At 41.6% G+C, this 17,387-nt stretch carries 16 protein-coding genes and 3 pseudogenes; 13 read left to right on the forward strand and 6 right to left on the reverse strand.

The window, feature by feature from the left end:
- Positions 1–85 precede the first annotated feature (85 nt).
- Positions 86–544 (forward strand): annotated as a pseudogene (locus MHH52_RS11755) (lytic polysaccharide monooxygenase); the annotation flags it as partial.
- A 441-nt stretch (positions 545–985) separates the two neighbouring features.
- Positions 986–1,363, forward strand: coding sequence for a carbohydrate-binding protein (locus tag MHH52_RS11760; protein ID WP_340009600.1), 378 nt, complete (start codon positions 986–988; stop codon positions 1,361–1,363).
- Between the two features lie 35 nt (positions 1,364–1,398).
- On the opposite strand, the pseudogene MHH52_RS11765 reads toward MHH52_RS11760, so the two are convergent.
- From MHH52_RS11765 to MHH52_RS11775, 3 genes and pseudogenes are all read right to left on the reverse strand, one after another.
- A pseudogene (locus MHH52_RS11765) lies at positions 1,399–2,666 on the reverse strand (transposase).
- A 247-nt stretch (positions 2,667–2,913) separates the two neighbouring features.
- Positions 2,914–3,234 carry a hypothetical protein gene (locus MHH52_RS11770; RefSeq protein WP_340008746.1) on the reverse strand — a complete coding sequence of 107 codons (321 nt, stop codon included), beginning with the start codon at positions 3,232–3,234 and terminating at the stop codon, positions 2,914–2,916.
- Positions 3,235–3,272: 38 nt separating this feature from the next.
- Positions 3,273–3,545: a hypothetical protein gene (locus tag MHH52_RS11775; protein ID WP_340008748.1), complete on the reverse strand. Its 273-nt coding sequence runs from the start codon at positions 3,543–3,545 to the stop codon at positions 3,273–3,275.
- On the opposite strand from MHH52_RS11775, the gene MHH52_RS11780 reads away from it, so the two are divergent.
- The 6 genes from MHH52_RS11780 (at position 3,531) to MHH52_RS11805 (ending at position 10,820) form a co-directional block, all read left to right on the forward strand.
- A complete protein-coding gene (locus tag MHH52_RS11780) occupies positions 3,531–3,833 on the forward strand; it encodes a hypothetical protein (RefSeq protein WP_340008750.1) in 303 nt (100 codons plus the stop codon). The two genes, MHH52_RS11775 and MHH52_RS11780, sit on opposite strands and share 15 nt — an antisense overlap.
- A 269-nt stretch (positions 3,834–4,102) precedes the next feature.
- Entirely contained in the window at positions 4,103–6,040 is a 1,938-nt protein-coding gene (locus MHH52_RS11785) for an ATP-binding cassette domain-containing protein (RefSeq protein ID WP_340008751.1), read from the forward strand.
- A gap of 26 nt (positions 6,041–6,066) precedes the next feature.
- A complete protein-coding gene (locus MHH52_RS11790; protein WP_340008752.1) occupies positions 6,067–7,620 on the forward strand; it encodes a hypothetical protein in 1,554 nt (517 codons plus the stop codon).
- Between the two features lie 91 nt (positions 7,621–7,711).
- Entirely contained in the window at positions 7,712–8,398 is a 687-nt protein-coding gene (locus MHH52_RS11795) for a response regulator transcription factor (RefSeq protein WP_313639361.1), read from the forward strand.
- A 5-nt stretch (positions 8,399–8,403) separates the two neighbouring features.
- Positions 8,404–10,185: a HAMP domain-containing sensor histidine kinase gene (locus tag MHH52_RS11800; RefSeq protein WP_340008754.1), complete on the forward strand. Its 1,782-nt coding sequence runs from the start codon at positions 8,404–8,406 to the stop codon at positions 10,183–10,185.
- A gap of 248 nt (positions 10,186–10,433) precedes the next feature.
- On the forward strand, positions 10,434–10,820 hold the full coding sequence (locus tag MHH52_RS11805; RefSeq protein WP_340008756.1) for a hypothetical protein: 387 nt from the start codon (positions 10,434–10,436) through the stop codon (positions 10,818–10,820).
- A gap of 63 nt (positions 10,821–10,883) precedes the next feature.
- Here the strand turns inward: MHH52_RS11805 and MHH52_RS11810 are convergent.
- Together MHH52_RS11810 and MHH52_RS11815 are read right to left on the reverse strand one after the other, a co-directional pair.
- A pseudogene (locus MHH52_RS11810) lies at positions 10,884–11,923 on the reverse strand (transposase); the annotation flags it as partial.
- Between the two features lie 232 nt (positions 11,924–12,155).
- Complete coding sequence (locus MHH52_RS11815; RefSeq protein ID WP_313639363.1) at positions 12,156–12,827, reverse strand: tetratricopeptide repeat protein; 672 nt, start codon at positions 12,825–12,827, stop codon at positions 12,156–12,158.
- A 249-nt stretch (positions 12,828–13,076) separates the two neighbouring features.
- On the opposite strand from MHH52_RS11815, the gene MHH52_RS11820 reads away from it, so the two are divergent.
- The 3 genes from MHH52_RS11820 to MHH52_RS11830 all read left to right on the forward strand — a co-directional run bounded on the left by MHH52_RS11820 (position 13,077) and on the right by MHH52_RS11830 (position 15,600).
- On the forward strand, positions 13,077–14,576 hold the full coding sequence (locus MHH52_RS11820; RefSeq protein ID WP_340008757.1) for a stalk domain-containing protein: 1,500 nt from the start codon (positions 13,077–13,079) through the stop codon (positions 14,574–14,576).
- Between the two features lie 88 nt (positions 14,577–14,664).
- Positions 14,665–15,258 carry a TIGR00730 family Rossman fold protein gene (locus tag MHH52_RS11825; protein ID WP_340008758.1) on the forward strand — a complete coding sequence of 198 codons (594 nt, stop codon included), beginning with the start codon at positions 14,665–14,667 and terminating at the stop codon, positions 15,256–15,258.
- A 177-nt stretch (positions 15,259–15,435) separates the two neighbouring features.
- Positions 15,436–15,600 carry a hypothetical protein gene (locus MHH52_RS11830; protein WP_340008759.1) on the forward strand — a complete coding sequence of 55 codons (165 nt, stop codon included), beginning with the start codon at positions 15,436–15,438 and terminating at the stop codon, positions 15,598–15,600.
- A gap of 76 nt (positions 15,601–15,676) precedes the next feature.
- On the opposite strand, the gene MHH52_RS11835 is transcribed toward MHH52_RS11830, so the two are convergent.
- Entirely contained in the window at positions 15,677–15,889 is a 213-nt protein-coding gene (locus MHH52_RS11835) for a hypothetical protein (RefSeq protein ID WP_042187476.1), read from the reverse strand.
- A gap of 192 nt (positions 15,890–16,081) precedes the next feature.
- On the opposite strand from MHH52_RS11835, the gene MHH52_RS11840 reads away from it, so the two are divergent.
- Together MHH52_RS11840 and MHH52_RS11845 are read left to right on the forward strand one after the other, a co-directional pair.
- Positions 16,082–16,705: a response regulator gene (locus MHH52_RS11840; protein WP_340008760.1), complete on the forward strand. Its 624-nt coding sequence runs from the start codon at positions 16,082–16,084 to the stop codon at positions 16,703–16,705.
- Complete coding sequence (locus MHH52_RS11845) at positions 16,594–17,376, forward strand: hypothetical protein (protein ID WP_340008761.1); 783 nt, start codon at positions 16,594–16,596, stop codon at positions 17,374–17,376. The genes MHH52_RS11840 and MHH52_RS11845 overlap by 112 nt, the downstream gene beginning before the upstream one ends.
- The last annotated feature ends 11 nt before the right edge of the window (positions 17,377–17,387 follow it).

The following is a 17,387-nucleotide window of genomic DNA, read 5'->3' on the forward strand; positions in this document are numbered from 1 at the left end:
GGTTGCTCCATTTGTTATTACGGCGGGTGTTATTGCCGGTGTAGGACTTATCGATACTGATAAAGCATAAGGTCACGGTTATGTATCCGAACCAGCAAGTCGTGTGAAACTTGGTGTAGCGAACAATGTGGGTTCTGTTCAATATGAGCCACAGTGTCTAGAAGCACCAAAGGGCTTCCCATTGGTGGGGCCTGCTGACGAGAAGATTGCATCAGCGGGTGGCATGTTCGGAGGAATTCTAGATCAACAATCAAGTGATCGCTGGATTAAGCATGATATGGTTGACGGTGTAAATGACATCATTTGGTATCATACAGCACCACATAGAACAACAAAATGGCATTACTATATCACGAAAAAAGGATGGAACCCTAATGCACCAATTAAACGTTCTGATTTAGAGCTTATTGGAACTTTTGAGAATGGCGGTAAATAGCCTGAGCGTTCTGTGACACATAAAGTGAATGTCCCAACAGACCGCAGCGGATACCATGTTATTTTGGCGGTGTGGGATATTGATGATACGGCGAATGCTTTCTACCAAGTGATTGACGTGAATCTAAAGAACGGTGATTCAGGATCTGGGGTACAACCAGACACAGAGAAGCCGTCAACTGTAGCAGGGTTACATACGATGAGTGCAGAATCGAGCAGTGTAGATCTTATGTGGAATGCTGCGACAGATAACGTAGGCGTAGATCATTACATGATTTACCGCGGTGATAGTGTCGGTATAGCAAAACAAATCGGAACATCCTCAACAACGAGCTTTAAAGACATAACTGTAGAACCAGGTAAAATCTATACATCTTATATCGTTGCGGTGGATCGTGCAGGAAACACGACCAATTCAAGTAATATTATCGTTGTTAATACTCCAACCTCGGAAGAGGTAATACCTCCAGTGGACATACCAGATACAGTGAAACCTTCGATGGTTGATGCGTTGCATACCATGTCGGTAAAACACAATAGTGTAAATTTAATGTGGAACGCCTCCCAAGATATTGTAGGTGTAGATCATTATGTTGTGTATCGAGATGGAGTTGAATTGACCCAAGCCAATGGAACTTCCTTTACGGATTTAACGGTTCAAGCTTCCACAACGTACATTTATCATGTGAGAGCTGTAGACGATGCTGGTAATGTTTCAGATAAGAGCTCTTCGTTTACAGTTATAACGCTTGTGAAACCCGTATTACCAGAAGTAGCAGCTTGGAATGCAACCGGTTTGTACATTGTAGGAACAAAAGTTGAATACAAGGGTAACCTTTATGAAGCGCGAGTGACATTTAGAAGTTATGGTGATACCAATTGGAATCCTGAGCCGGCATTATCACTGTGGAAACCAGTAACGAACTAATAACATCGTTCACCCTCTAATTTCAAGTTAATTACTCAACTTTCGCAGCCGAGATCATAGAATAAACCCTTAATATAAAAGGGCAAACCCGAGATCCATTCGTGGAGTTGACAAAATACAGAAGAATTTTCTCTTTTCGTCTTTGATTGGGTTAATCGCAAAAATAGCAACATCAGTTTCTGTAATGCAGTTTGGTAGTCCAAGTCTCTGACTTCATCGGCAAATAAGAAGAATAGACCACCCAGCGATTTGGCATCATTCTCCTGCCGACGCTCAAATTCCATCAGCAAGTACCGACTGAATACTACCGTTGTATGACTGATCAGCATGTCAAATGAACGACCTTGGAATTCAGTGCCAAGCTTCAGATAGCTCTTCGTAAATTTGAAGAATGTTTCGATGCTCCACCTCATGCCGTAAACTCGAACGATTTCGGCTGCGGTCACCGTTAGGTCAGTGCTAAGAATCGCTAGCCATTCCCGACGTTTATTACGATTTTGAACGAACACCAACTTAACGGGTAACCCGCATGCGGTCTTGACGATAGCCGATCCGAGAATTTCATTGGTCTTGTTTTTTGGAAGTGTATCATAAAGTTCTTTTAGAGTTATGAGCTTGCCATCCAAATGGTAGCGCTGCTTCATTTCTTTGACCATACCAATAACCGGAAGTCCCATTGCATTCAACTGACGAAGCAAAGGTGCTTGTGTAAACCAGCTGTCCATGAGTACATAATCTGCGGTAAACCCAGCAGACAGTGCACGTTTCATTAAATCTACGACGGTATCAGGTTTGCGGGTAAGGGACTCTAAGCGACGCTTATAACCATGGCTTCGCTTGGACAGGCCCTCCTTCATTTCACAAATCCGGTTCGTCCTTTTGGCTGAAGAAAGCATCACAAAGTCAATCGGTGCAAAGTTAAATCCATCTGACCATCCAAGCGTCAGCATGGTAAATCCTTTCATAAAACGACCTGTCGTATGGTCGAATACACGACAAAGTGCTCAACGATTTTCAAAGCAAAGCTATGGAGGAACTTTCTCCAAGCAAATGCCGCTTGATTTAGAAAACGATAGATAACATCTTTCCTAGGTAGAGACTCACCGCGCTCGCTCTCCAAGAGACGAAACCAATTTCGACCTTCAAACACGAGAAAGAACAAGATTTGAAACACAGCCAAACTAGAGAGACCGAACGACTTGGTAATTCCAGCATTCCTTAATAGTTGGCCGATTTGTAAGGTTGAAAACAAGATGGAAAAGCGTTTTTTTGCCTGTTCAGACAAGAGTTTTTGGTGTAACATAGGGTTTACCAACACCTTTCTTAGTTTGCATGGTTGCTCGATACTTCCATGATACCAAACAAGTTGGGTGTTTTTTTGTCAAGTGTAAATGTTTTTCTCCTTAGATTCCTACAGCAGCAAACGTTTAGACTGATTTATTAAGTGCGAAAGTTGAGTGAGTTATTTAGCTGCGGGGGATCCAGATAAGTATGTCATTCAAATAGCGATTCAAATAAGCCACTTAAACGGGGATAATAAAAGCCTGAACTCATGGTAGTAGATGTCCCAAAGTTAAGTTTGAAACGTGAGGATCGATATCATTAATATTTGTTTCTGGAAAAAAATCCAACACTTTAAAGTCGAGGCTAGATAATACTCCTTTATCAAGTGCAATACCGATCAGTGCTGATAGGATGCTTTTATTGACCGACATAACCGAAGCTGCATCATCCGGACCAATACTCCGATAATAACGCTCGTACACAATGGAACCTTTTCTCACGATCAGCATGCTCAAGAAATTTGGATATTTCGTGAATATCTCGCGATCTGCAAGTTCCAACATCGAAGCATCCATCGACCCTTTCATGTGGAATTACGGTAGTCCAAATCTAGAACGAATTATCATTAGTTCCTTCCTCCTCTGAAGTATGGACCGATAATGGAGGTCAGTAGTTGCGAAAGTGTTTCAGGTGAACCTTCTGCAATTACCAATCTGCCTTCATCTTCGCCACCAGGTCCCAACTCAATAAGCCAATCGCATTTCATCAAAACCGACAAATCGTGTTCAACGACTAGTACCGTATTCCCCCGATTAATCAGGTTCCGCAATACTTCCATAAGACGTCCCACATCCGAATTGCAACGACTGAAGTTTTCAATGGTTTGGTCACGATTCACGGAGCAGGTGAATCCTTCCGGATTGTGCAGCAGGCGGTGAATTTTGTTACAGGTCAAATTCAAGAGGTATCTGCAGCGGTAGATTACTTGGCTTCTTGCACCGAGCAGATGTTAGGTATGATCCAGGAGATTAATAATAAAGCAGTATCTTCCACCGGCGGTACGCAGAGTATTTCGGCAGCTATGGAAGAACAATTAGCGACGATGGAAGAAATAACAGCTTCTTTAACTGTCCTATCTAACATGGCTGAAGAACTACAAACGAACATTTCTAAGTTCAAAGTGTAGCGCTTCATGTTATCAACATGAATAAGATCACTGTAGGGGATTTGGCTATTCTGGCGGCGCTGGCTAGTCGAATAGTCGGATAAATGCAATAGTCAAGGGAGTTCAGGATCTAGGCAAGAAGCCAGATTCTGAACTCCCTTTGTTATCCTGGGGAAGGTAGATTAAAACGTCTTCCAGACAATAGTCTCAAAAAAGTCACAACATATTCATGGGGTCATCATAAGCAGGCTGTATCTTTATAACATCATCAACAAGAGGGGAGTGTTCCTATGATTGAAATCAAAAATGTCCGCAAAACGTATTATCCGGAAAAATCAACTCCGATCCCGGCATTAAAAGATGTGGATTTAGTGTTGCATAATGGTGAGTTCGTTGCGATCGTCGGAGCTTCGGGCTCGGGAAAATCCACACTACTTAACATTCTTGGAGGTTTGGATAAACCCGATTCGGGAGAGGTATACATCAACGAGACCCCCATGTCAACGTTTGACGATGACAAGTTCTCCGATTACCGGAAAGATAATGTCGGATTTGTATTTCAACATTTTCATCTGATGCCTCACCTAACCGTGTTGGAAAATGTAGAGTTGGCTTTGGCCATGAGCTCGTATGAGAGAAATGAAGCACACCAAAAATGTATACAAGCCATTCAGGAAGTCGGTCTGGAACAAGTAATTCACCATAAGGCTGGTGAGCTATCGGGAGGACAACAGCAAAGAGTTGCGATTGCTAGAGCATTGGTCAAGTCGCCAAACATCATATTGGCCGATGAACCGACAGGTGCTTTGGATTCTCATACGTCACAAGAAATTACTGATTTGTTGAAAAGAATTTCTGAACAAGGCCGTTTAGTCGTTGTCGTCACCCACGATGAATCGGTTGCTAAGCAAGCCTCGAGAATTGTCCGAGTCAAAGATGGAGAGATCATCGAGGACATAAAGCAAAGCCGAGGGAACTCCGTGCAAACAACGGTAACTGCCGAACCGCCCCGGAAACGATCTTTTCAATTGAAATCCGCATTCAGGCTGTCTTATCACCGGATCAAGGAAAAGAAGTGGCGATATTTCCTTGTGTCCATAGGCATCTCCATGGGGATATGCGGATTTTTCCTGGCATTGGCGTTTGGGAACGGAATAGACAATTACATGCAGTATTCATCCGATAAAGTGATAGACAGTAAAAAGCTGGATTTTAAAAAAGAACAAGATTATATGGTCAGTGATGATTATTATGCAATCAAGAAAAATAAACATGTCAAATTGGTGCAGCCTGAATTTGATATTTCGGCAAGAATTGAGAAAAATCCGGACATCATCAGCTTTGACGTCAAGCCTTTGCACAAAGAAAAAAACAGGAGCGAATACGCCGCACCGAAGGTGATGTACGGCCAACTTCCGAAAGATGAGGAGCACGGCATTGCCTTGTCAGAAAGCACAGCTCAAAAACTGCTGCAGGAAGGGGAAAAGCTGAAAGACTTAATCGGCAAAGAGATCACCATCAAATTTCTGTCCATCGACGAAATTACGAGCTATCCCTCCCGATGGGACACGCAAACGATGAAGATCTCAGCCATTTCGGAACGATCCTTTATCGGCAAAGAGTATTCATATATTCCCTACGATGTACATACCGACGTCGTCAAGCGTTCCAGATTTATCGGAAAAGACTCGGAAATCACAACCAACCGCTATGAAGTGTACTTGGACGATAAAAGCTCGATCCAATCGGTCGTTGATCAGTTGAAACAAAGCTACACCATTACAACGCCTGAAAACGTATTGAAAGAGTTAACCCAAACGTTCAAAAATATACAGCTGGCCATGACGGGGGTGTCTATCCTAATCCTGTTGATCTCTTCCATCATGGTAGGAATTATTCTATTTATCAGCGTGTTGGAGCGGAGAAAAGAAATCGGATTGTTCAAAGCGATCGGCGGAAGAAAAAGAGAAGTTCGCTGGATTTTCTTTTCGGAAGCGATTCTGCTCGGAGGCATGGCTTCTATTAACGGGACCGTGCTCGGCATCGTCGTGCAGATTATTTTGAACCAGGCGCTGGAGCCAAGGATTCATTTCCAGTTACTGAGTATCAACGTATTTACGATACTTATATCGATAGGTTTTGGTATCTTGATCAATGTCGTAGCAGGTACGATCCCTGCGAACCAGGCCGCGAAGTTAAATCCGATTCAACTGCTTAAGCAGGAATAATAAATTTAAAGAACAGGGTGATAGTCATGAAAAAAATAACGTATTTGCTGCTCATCATTTCGATCATAACGGTATTCACGGCTTGCGGCCAAAACAATTCGAAAGAGACGGATCAGAAGACAAAAACTGCTGCAACGCAAGAAATCACGAAGGTTGAAGAAAACCAGAAACCGGACGAGAAACCTCAAGGGAATCCAATGGAGAGCAACCCGATTGAAAACAGTAAAAAAATCAGAGAAATGATGCCCAAATTAGTGAAAGATATTAAAAAGACGATGATAGACGATGCTGGCAAGCTATGGCCATCGTTCAATAATGCGGACAAGCAGATACTATTGTTGAATCCTTCGAACAAAATGGCCTATCTGATCAACAACCAGAAATCTGATATTGGATCCAAAGACGAAGTGATCGAGTATAGTACGGATTCTATCAAAGATGTCCAATTGTTGGTCATGCCGTTTCAACTTACGACATTCAACGATCATCCTACATATGTATTTAACGTTGACATTGCCGCAAGCTTCGGTCCTATGTCGGGTGATAAAGCTTATGAGGATACGTTTAACCTCATTGTGCATGAGGGGGTTCATATCCTGTTGCAGAGCGGAAACTCCGTGGAAGGTCAAGGAACAAGAGCGGAAACGTATCCAGAAGATATCAACAGCAGATATTACCGAAATGAAATGTATCAGTACCTGAAAGCAGCTGCTTTAACCAAGAACAAAGATGAGAAGATCGATCAGATTCAGCAAGCGGTATATTTTTATGAATTGTATTTAAATAGTAACAAAAAGAATAAGGAGCAAGATGGTTATGATAATATTGAAGGGATGGCCACGTATTTACAGGAAAAAGCCTATCAGCTGCTTAACCATCCCGATGCGTCTGCAAAAGAGTTGAACGATCTGACTGCACAAAGTATTGTAAGTAATGTTATGTTGACTGATAAAGAAAAGTTGCTCTTGGACAAAGGTAGAGAGTTCTATGACATTGGATCCTTGGCGATGGCTGCCGCTGTGGATTTGGGGCTTGATAGTAAAGCAATATTCACAACTTCTCCTTTAGGATTGTTGAAATCCAAATTCGGCAGCAAAAAAGCAGAAGGCCACGAAAATATTAAAAAGGCGAATCAGGATTATTACACTTCTTATAATAATAAGTTAAAATCATATGTAGATGATATTGCAACCAAACAGAAGGATGATAATTATGCCGCAGTTAGAATTCCTGTGACAATCAAAAACTCTTCGGGCACGTTCCAGGATATGATCGTGCAATATGAATATAAAGGTAAGCCGGCAGAAATACAGACAGCAACAAGGGAAATCGTACTTGGAGATACCCGGATTAAGCTCAACCAAATGAAATCATTGTTCATAGAGAGTCCTATGGAAGCTCAGAAAGACCCGATGAAGATGGATCCCAACATGGTGATGGGTTATACGATTGTGTTTGTTCCTAAAAAAGACATCGAAATCAGCAAGGACAAGCTGCTGACGATCCAGAGGGATGATCTTCTCATCTTTGACGCCAAGTATGAGGAAAAAGACGGAGAGTATCAAATATTGACGAAATAACGAATCCATGCATTGGAGCAGGCATCTTCATTCGTACGGTAAGTCACTTTACTTTGAAGATGCCTGCTTTTATTTGACAAGGAGACCATTGATGATGCGAACCATTCTAATTATTGAAGATGAAGAGAAAATTGCGAATATTATCGCTGACTATTTTACAATGAATGAATACAGAACCCTGATCGCGACGGATGGGAAGGCTGGTCTACAAGCCTATGAGGAGGAAGCCGTCGATTTGATTATTCTCGACATTATGCTGCCGGAAATAGACGGATTCTCCGTATGCAGAAGAATTAGAAAAAAATCGGATGTGCCCATCATCATGCTGACAGCACGCTCGGAAGTCGAGGATCAGTTGATGGGCTATGAATTTAAAGCGGACGATTATGTGACCAAGCCGTTCAACCCTGAGATTCTTGTGGCAAAATCTAATGTCCTTCTCGAAAGAATCCATTCCGCCCAAAAAGAAGAAGATGGAAACAAAGAAACCGTAACTTTAAAAGGAGTTACCATCAACAAGCTTACCCGGGAAGTATGGATCGAGAGTACATCCATTGAACTAGAGCCGAAGCAGTTTGATCTTTTGCTGTATTTGATGGAAAACAAGCATATCGTCTTGTCCAGAGATCAAATCCTGAATGAAGTATGGGGATATGATTATTTCGGCAACGAAAGAGTGGTTGACGCACAGGTCAAAAAACTCAGAAAAAACTTGCAGCATAAAGCCTATCTAATCAAAACCGTATTTGGTTTAGGATATAAATTCGAGGTGGAGTAATGCGGATGAGAGGGATTGCTTATAAGCTTTTTTTGTTGCATGTCGTCTTATTTGCCGCCATATTTATCATCCAAATCGTCTTTCAATCGATATATTTCGAGCCATACTATGTACATACGAAAAAGCAAAATATGAAAGAGATCGCGCGTACAATCGAATCGAAAATTAAAAATCATGAGCAGACTGACGTGATCAATAAGTATATTACCCAAATGTCGGAGAATAACAACGCTATCATTTCGGTAATGGATTCCGGTCTGCAGCCTAGCTACGGATCACGATTAAACAATAATTACTCGCAATTTGTAGTAAGGACCAAAGACAACAGGGAGTATAAAATCATTGATGACTTTTATACAATCTCATATAAAGAAATAAACGAAGAAGAAAACATCTCCATCGACGGTCTTCTATTGGATGATAAAGAATCTTTGGTTCTCCCGAATAAAATCCGCCTCGGCACACGAATCCTGGAACCATCCCAGATATCCTCGATATTTTTCGAAGGAATCGCTGGAAGTGATCACGACATGATGAATGAGCAGCCGAAGCCTATTGTAATTGAAGGGAAAGTGGTTTCCAAACCAGCGGAAAATAAATCCTTCACAGCGCAAAAGAATGTCCTCATCAAAGAAATGATCAGCATGACCAACAGAAATGAAGGGCAACCGATACCCGATCAAATACATACGGTTAGGGACACGCAAACGGACATTAATAATTTGGTGTTAGCTGAAAATATGGAAGGAACAGATCTAGTATTGCTGGCGGTCACGTCTCTCCAATCCGTAGATGAGGTTATCGGTAATTTAAACCAGTATTATATCATATTATTTGTTTTCACCTTGATGATCGTTATTATGATAGCTATTATTTTTTCCAAGACATTATCCAAGCCTCTGGTTAAAATGAGCGTCATCGCGAATCAGATCGCAAATCAAAATTTCAGCGAAAAATATATCGTGAAGTCCAAGGACGAGTTAGGTCAAATGGGCGAAGCTCTAAACAAAATTTCTACAAATCTGGAACAGAAAATTACAGAACTAGTTCATGCCAATGAACAACTGGCACAAGATTATGAAATGCAGATGAAATTACAGGACAAAGAAAAAGAGTTTGTTGCCAACGTATCTCATGAGTTAAAGACACCTTTAACCATAATAAACGGTTATATAAAAGGCATAAAGAACGGGGTATATGAGCAAAATGCTTTGAAATATTATGATGTGATCTTGGATGAGGTCGACCGAATGACAGAAATGATACAAGAGATGCTTGATATTTCAAGACTGGAGTCGCCTACCTATCAGCTTACGGAGAGCACTTTTGACTTATGGCATATCTTTTTGAAGGTTTACGACAAATGCAAAGCGATGGCTGATGAAAAAGGATTGAATGTTCGGTTTGAAATCGATGAGGAAGCTTATGTTAGAGGGGATATAAAAAGGATCGAGCAGGTCATCACCAACTTATTTGTGAATGCCGTAAAATATACACCAAAGCACAGCCCTATTAACATCAACATCATCTATGATGACAGTACAGAAAAATATATGTTCAAAATTGAAAATGAAAATACCCGTATCTCCCATGAAGAAATCGACCGAATCTGGGATCCGTTCTACAGAATCGAAAAATCTAGAAGTAAAGAATTTGGCGGGACAGGCTTGGGTCTAGCGATCGTAAGACAAATATTGGATCTCCATTACAGCAACTATGGCGTTCATAACACAGAAAATGGTGTCGTATTTTACTTTGATTTGTATGCAGTCGACATGGAATTTTAGGCTATAGTGTAAACATATTGAAAGGAGACGAATAAACTTTATATTTACCAGACAGGTCTTAACCTCGATGATAATTTACCTTCATTTGCTCCATGTACTATCCGTTCATTGTTTCTGACATTGATGTCCTGAAACCCGTCGCAAATAAAGCGAATTTTCTTTCTCCGCCAACCCGAAACAAACTTTTTAGGGGAGCTCATACGGCTTACTTATGTAAGAGACAACAAGCATAAACGGAGGTTTAGAAAATGAAAAAGCAGTACGTAAAGAAAATTCCTTTTTTAGCGCTGGCAGGTTTCATTTGTGCAGTAAGCATCGGTACACCTCAAGTTTCATTAGCAAAACAGGCAACCTCAGCCCCAAAAGGGGTAACGCAACAATCCCAAAAAACGTTGCCAAAAATAGAAATTGGGATGGATACGCAACAAAGGAAGTTATGGAATGAAAATCACAAAAAATTAACAAGTATTATTCAAAAACCAATTGAACATGAGAATACAATTGAACTTTTTTTAAAACAACACGCCTTGTTATATTCTTCGAAAATGGATGATTCTCAGATTAATACTTTAGAGGACGAATTGTTAAAGAATATTACAGAGGAGACATTCCGTAAATACCCTACCGTATCCTAAGGTACAAAAAATCCTATTGTATGGCATCTTTGGCACATTGCTCGGATTGAAGATATGACTATGAATATTCTTGTGGAATACTACCGTTGTATGACTGATCAGCATGTCAAATGAACGACCTTGGAATTCAGTGCCAAGCTTCAGATAGCTCTTCGTAAATTTGAAGAATGTTTCGATGCTCCACCTCATGCCGTAAACTCGAACGATTTCGGCTGCGGTCGCCGTTAGGTCTGTGCTAAGAATCGCTAGCCATTCCCGACGTTTATTACGATTTTGAACGAACACCAACTTAACGGGTAACCCGCATGCGGTCTTGACGATAGCCGATCCGAGAATTTCATTGGTCTTGTTTTTGGAAGTGTAGCATGAAGTTCTTTTAGAGTTATGAGCTTGCCATCCAAATGGTAGCGCTGCTTCATTTCTTTGACCATACCAATAACCGGAAGTCCCATTGCATTCAACTGACGAAGCAAAGGTGCTTGTGTAAACCAGCTGTCCATGAGTACATAATCTGCGGTAAACCCAGCAGACAGTGCACGTTTCATTAAATCTACGACGGCATCAGGTTTGCGGGTAAGGGAATCTAAGCGACGCTTATAACCATGGCTTCGCTTGGACAGGCCCTCCTTCATTTCACAAATCCGGTTCGTCCCTTTGGCTGAAGAAAGCATCACAAAGTCAATCGGTGCAAAGTTAAATCCATCTGACCATCCAAGCGTCAGCATGGTAAATCCTTTCATAAAACGACCTGTCGTATGGTCGAATACACGAGTGCGAGAAGATGAAATGAGCGATTCAAAGTGCTCAACGATTTTCAAAGCAAAGCTATGGAGGAACTTTCTCCAAGCAAATGCCGCTTGATTTAGAAAACGATAGATAACATCTTTCCTAGGTAGAGACTCACCGCGCTCGCTCTCCAAGAGACGAAACCAATTTCGACCTTCAAACACGAGAGAGAACAAGATTTGTAACACAGCCAAACTAGAGAGACCGAACGACTTGGTAATTCCAGCATTCCTTAATAGTTGGCCGATTTGTAAGGTTGAAAACAAGATGGAAAAGCGTTTTTTTGCCTGTTCAGACAAGAGTTTTTGGTGTAACATAGGGTTTACCAACACCTTTCTTAGTTTGCATGGTTGCTCGATACTTCCATGATACCAAACAAGTTGGGTGTTTTTTTGTCAAGTGTAAATGTTTTTCTCCTTAGATTCCTACAGCAGCAAACGTTTAGACTGATTTATTAAGTGCGAAAGTTGAGTTAATTATAAAAAATACGGAAATCATTTCTGATAATCAGAAATGATTTCCGTATTTTTAGGTTGAGAGTCGAATAGTTTATTTCATCTTGGCGAAAAAGCTGCGCAACGCCCATCCGCGTTCCTGTCGTTTTTTATATTTCGGCAGTGAACGATAAACAGCGGTGGATTCTTCGAAAGCTCGTTTCGCATCCTCTGATCTGCCAAGCGCTTTATACATCGAGCCAGCTAGATAATACGCCTCAGAAGAAGAAGACTGGATTTCTTGATACTGAGTAACGTAATGTAATGCTTTATCATGATTCGTATGGCGGAAAGTTTCAGCTAACCAAAGATACGGCTGTCCATATTGAGCCTTACGGTTGATCTCCAGACCTCGAAGCATCTGTGCCTCGCCTTCCTCCAAAGCGCCTAACTTAAGATTCACATGTCCAAGTTCTACCCAATATTCGGCAGATTGTTCATAACGGTCCTCGATTTGGAGTAGGAGTTCTTTCGCTTCTCTGTATTTTTTACGTTCTGCCAAACTCCGCGCTAAATCAAATTTGGATGAGACATCATTAGGATTCAAAGAAATGGTTGTACGCAGCTTGGAAATTTGACGCATTCTTTTGAAGGGCTTTGTAATGCTGGGGAAGATGCCCACATATCGCCGATCCAAGAAATACAAGATAAGAAGCAGGATGAATATAGCCAGAAAAGGGTTGCCCACTAATCTGAAGAGCAGTAAAACACCTATAAATTTAAGCATAACTTCCCTCCATAATCATTTGGTTCCGGTATTGCGATTGAAAAGAGTAGATCTAAGGCAGCGTAATTATAACATAATTCAAAGCAATCTGAATCCCGGGATTTAAAAATAATACAACTTTGAGCAGCTTTATAGCGTCTTAGTGTAAGATGAATAATAATTACAATAATATCATAAGAAGGGAAAAACAAGATGAACTTATTAGCAAGGAAGCTACAGCTGTTTAGTTTGGTTGTTTGTTCTACTTTTATGGCTGTTATGTCAGTCCCGCAAGTGATAAGTGCGGCTCCATCATCAGCTAAGCTGAGTGGAATTAAGGAGATCGTTGCTACGCCTGGCTTTTGGGGCGGAAGCTCCTTCGCACTGGGAACCGACGGAACCGTTTGGTCTTGGGGAAGCAATGTTTTTGGACAATTTGCAAATGGAACTGCAGGTCCTGAAGGTTGGACGATTACTCCCCATAGCATTGCAAAGCTTGAACATACGAAGCAACTAGAGATCGGTGGAGCTTATATTGTAGCGCTGAACGAAGACGGGACGGTTAAAGCTTGGGGAGATTACCGGGACAAGAGTGCTCCAGAAGCAGGCAATGGGGTAAGCGCTAAACAGCATAAGGTGCTGCTTCCTCAGGTTATCTCTGGGATGACCGATGTAGTCAGTATAGCTTCAGGCATACACAATACCTTAGCTTTGAGAAAGGATGGAAGCGTACTCCAGTGGAATCCTCCAGAAACCACTGATGTAGGTTTTACAGAGTTGCCTGCTGCTACCAAGGTTCAGGGTTTAAGTGAGGTAAAGTGGGTCGGTAACAGTGACTATCAGGCCGCGATTCGCACTAACGGTACCCTTTGGCTTTGGAGCGCTAACCCACAAATAGAGAATACAAAAGCGGTGAAGAAGCCGACCCCAGTCAAGGATTTATATCATGTGAAGTCCGTTTCTATGAGCTGGAGGAGTATACTGGCGTTAACTGAGACTGGAAGTGTCTGGGCAACGGTTGATGTGAACAATAATAACGAAATAATGATGAAAAAGATGACGGGTCTTTCGGGAATTGTATCTGTTCAGACAAAAGACGGGTTCAACCTTGTTGCCAATAAAAAAGGAGAATACTGGGTATGGAAAGCTGGTACCTTAATGCAAGGGCTGCAAAAGATCACACTCGTAAAGCCGATCTCCAAACTTACGCTGGATTTAGGTGGGTTTGTAGCGGTTAAGAAAGATGGCACCGTGTGGACATGGAGTACTAATTATATAACCGACAGAAAATGGGTCTTCACTCAGCCTAAGCAAATCAAAGGCTTGAGTAATCCGGTTTCTTTTACCACGGGGGAAAATAGTAAATATGCAGTATTGAAAGATGGAACAGCTGTGGCCTGGGGGACGAATATGTTTGGTCAACTTGGAATCAGTGCGCTTGATTCACGTCCTTTTACTGTATCTCCTATATTGAAGCCTGTTACTGTAATCGTGGATGGGAAGAAAATCGACTCCGCGCAGTCTGCTATATTCTTGGATGGAAGTGTAAGAGTACCCATCAGGGAAGTGGCGGAAAGTCTGGGCTATACCCTCTCATGGGACGGAGATATGACGCTCTCGAAAGAAGGCAAGAAAATCATCTTTAAGGAGGAGGCTATTAAAGTAAGTTATACTTCACTTGTTCCAGCGGCAGCTTTGGCTAAGGCACTAGGTGTTACTGCAGAGTGGAATAGTACACTGTACCAATTAACTTTACAAACAAAAAGATGACTTTCATTTAACACTTATTTTAATATTCTGATGTACAATAAGTGAATTATCTCAATTGAACCATAATAACCAGTCTGGAGTGATAGGTATGGCTTTTACAATATGTGTGTTCGCCGGATCGAATCCAGGTCTTAACTCAGAATATACGGAAATGGCTAGAGAATTGGGTTATCATATAGCTGCACAAGGTTGTAGGTTGGTTTATGGAGGTTCAAGAAATGGCCTTATGGGACAGGTGGCGGACGGAGTGTTGGCAAATGGTGGTGAAGTGGTTGGCATCATGCCGGTGGATCTTTTTAAAGATGAAATCAGGCATTCCGGGCTAACGAATCTGATTGAGGTCTCTACTATGCATGAACGTAAGGCAGTTATGAGCGGTATGGCGGATGCGTTTATTTCCTTGCCGGGTGGCCTTGGAACCTTTGATGAGTTATTTGAAATCCTATGCTGGATGCAGATTGGGATTCATCAGAAGCCCGTAGGGCTGCTGAATATAAGAGGTTATTTTAATCCGCTGCTAGCCATGATCACTCATAGTGTAAGCGAAGGGTTTGCTCCAAAAAATGCGCTGAATATGTTACATATGAACTCAGATCCCGAATATTTGCTTGAACTGATGAGAGGTCAAGTTGATCATAGTAATGAAGGGAATAGGAATGCTAGATTTCCATCACAGCGCTAAGAAAATGATAAGAAACCAAATAACCTCCAGCTGATTTATACAGCTTGGAGGTTGTTTTGATATCAGAATATGAAATAACTGTTTAGGTGTAGGTGATATTGGGTAATGAACTGTTAAGTAGTTTATAAGTAGCTCCGCAAATAACAGGAAATGATTACCGAAGGAGGTTGGAATTCAATGAATGTGGTGGTACATAATCTTATGGCTTACAATCATCAGTTTTTTAGACCTCAGCCCGTGGTCAATCCTAAGCAAGAGAGATCTAAAAAGAAGAAGCAGAGTTTTCAGGAAGTTTTGAATGAGAAAATGAAAGTGGCGCACAGTACATACAAAAAACATTAAGTAGAAATGCTGCTATATATGTCTGCTAAAAAAGCCGGAACGCAATGATCCTAGGGGTCACAGCGTTCCGGCTTTTTCAAGGTCTAACCTCATAGAATTGGCAACTCTTTCGAGCGTAGTAAGTCAGATCGCTAACCCTCGACTGAATAACAACATCAGAATCGGTGAAGCGAACAACAGTGGCCCCTGAATTCACCAAATGATCGTCCTGAAATACACGGACAGGTAATTTGCGGTCAACGGCTTCTTGGAAATCGCTGTCGGTTAGCAGAGGACGGTTAATTGGCATAGGTGTTAAACTCCTTTTGATTATGTAATGAAGTTAGAAATAAAAATAGTATACCTGTGGAAGCACAAGAAATCCAATCTCTGTGAAGCTAACGAACATTTTGTAAGGGTCACATTTGGACAAAATTCTATAATCTCAACTTAGACTTAACATAGTTATGAATGTGTAGCTATTCCATGGGATGATCTTCAGATGGAGATTGTGGGAGAGGCTCGTAATGGAGAACTGGCCCTCCGATTAATAGAAGAAACCGCACCGCAAATTATAATCAGCGACATTCGCATACCAGTGATTGACGGGATCACTTTAATGAAGGAAGTATTACCAAAGAATTCTAAACTAGTATTTATCTTCATAAGTGGTTATGGAGAGTTCGAATATGCAAGGGAAGCATTGCGTCAAGGAGCCTTTGATTATTTGCTGAAACCTATCGACCATGACGAACTGGTTGAAATGCTACAACGAGCGAAAACTAGGCTGGATGAGCAGAAAGAGAACGATCAGATGATGCATTCCGTGCAGATGCTGTCGATGCTCGCGCGTGAACGGATGTTTGCTGAAATCACTTTGGGGAATGCACGGCCGCTTGAGCACCTCAAATGGCTGGAGAACAGTGAACTTGAAGGTGGATATTTCATGGCTGTTGTCCAATTGGATGATTATTCCACGCTGACCGGGCAGTGGAGTGTGGAAGAAAAACGATTTTGCTGTTTGCGATCCGTAATATTGTTGAAGAGTGGTCGCTGGAGCATGGAGTGCTTACAGTTTTCCCTTTTCATAACGGAGAGTGGGTATTGCTCTTTCCTGGATCTTTAAGCGCGAGCAGAAGAGAACTCGGTGAACATTTGATTTCAGGGATCAAAAGATGCTCCAAGCTAAGCTGTTCTGTAGGAATCAGCCGCTGTACACAAGGCATTGATCAATTAAGTACGGTTTATCCTTTGGCTGCTAAGGCTTTGTATCAGCGTTTCTATTCTGGTCTTGCCGGGGTGTTTATAGATGAGGAAACAACATTGGGAGGCAATAAAGAAGTGAAATATCCAAAAGAACTTGAGAGCTTGCTGATAGAGAGTATTCGTACCTTAAATAGAAACCGGATGTCGTCCTTATTCGATGAGATGGCGCTATACATTGAAGCACAAGCTATTCCTAAGGAGATTGCAGAACGTCTTCTTGTGGAGATGGTAGTCGTGTTGTACAGACATTTTGAACATTTGAATCTAAATTCGGATTGGTCTTTCCATGGATTGCTAAGCAAGCTACACCATTTGGGTACCTTGAGTGAAATGATGTCTGCGCTGAAGGAAGAGTTTGGGGAGAGATTGGATCAAGGAAGTAAACCCGTGAATCGCGAGGACGCACGTAGCGCCATAGAGAAGACGAAACGTTATATTGAGAGTAATTACCATAAAGACTTGAGTATTGAAGAAGTATCGGACTTGCCGATCTTAGTGTCAGTCATTTTTGTACTTTATTTAAACAAATAACAGGCTATACC

It is taken from the genome of Paenibacillus sp. FSL K6-0276, assembly GCF_037977235.1.
Lineage (GTDB): Bacteria > Bacillota > Bacilli > Paenibacillales > Paenibacillaceae > Paenibacillus_AQ.

Bases quoted from the DNA above. Each gene is read 5' to 3' on its own strand.
- MHH52_RS11760 (WP_340009600.1), top strand. From the start codon at position 986: ATGTGGAACGCCTCCCAAGATATTGTAGGTGTAGATCATTATGTTGTG.
- MHH52_RS11770 (WP_340008746.1), bottom strand. From the start codon at position 3,234: ATGAAAGGGTCGATGGATGCTTCGATGTTGGAACTTGCAGATCGCGAG.
- MHH52_RS11785 (WP_340008751.1), top strand. From the start codon at position 4,103: ATGATTGAAATCAAAAATGTCCGCAAAACGTATTATCCGGAAAAATCA.
- MHH52_RS11790 (WP_340008752.1), top strand. From the start codon at position 6,067: ATGAAAAAAATAACGTATTTGCTGCTCATCATTTCGATCATAACGGTA.
- MHH52_RS11795 (WP_313639361.1), top strand. From the start codon at position 7,712: ATGATGCGAACCATTCTAATTATTGAAGATGAAGAGAAAATTGCGAAT.
- MHH52_RS11800 (WP_340008754.1), top strand. From the start codon at position 8,404: ATGAGAGGGATTGCTTATAAGCTTTTTTTGTTGCATGTCGTCTTATTT.
- MHH52_RS11805 (WP_340008756.1), top strand. From the start codon at position 10,434: ATGAAAAAGCAGTACGTAAAGAAAATTCCTTTTTTAGCGCTGGCAGGT.
- MHH52_RS11815 (WP_313639363.1), bottom strand. From the start codon at position 12,827: ATGCTTAAATTTATAGGTGTTTTACTGCTCTTCAGATTAGTGGGCAAC.
- MHH52_RS11820 (WP_340008757.1), top strand. From the start codon at position 13,077: ATGGCTGTTATGTCAGTCCCGCAAGTGATAAGTGCGGCTCCATCATCA.
- MHH52_RS11825 (WP_340008758.1), top strand. From the start codon at position 14,665: ATGGCTTTTACAATATGTGTGTTCGCCGGATCGAATCCAGGTCTTAAC.
- MHH52_RS11830 (WP_340008759.1), top strand. From the start codon at position 15,436: ATGAATGTGGTGGTACATAATCTTATGGCTTACAATCATCAGTTTTTT.
- MHH52_RS11835 (WP_042187476.1), bottom strand. From the start codon at position 15,889: ATGCCAATTAACCGTCCTCTGCTAACCGACAGCGATTTCCAAGAAGCC.
- MHH52_RS11840 (WP_340008760.1), top strand. From the start codon at position 16,082: ATGGAGATTGTGGGAGAGGCTCGTAATGGAGAACTGGCCCTCCGATTA.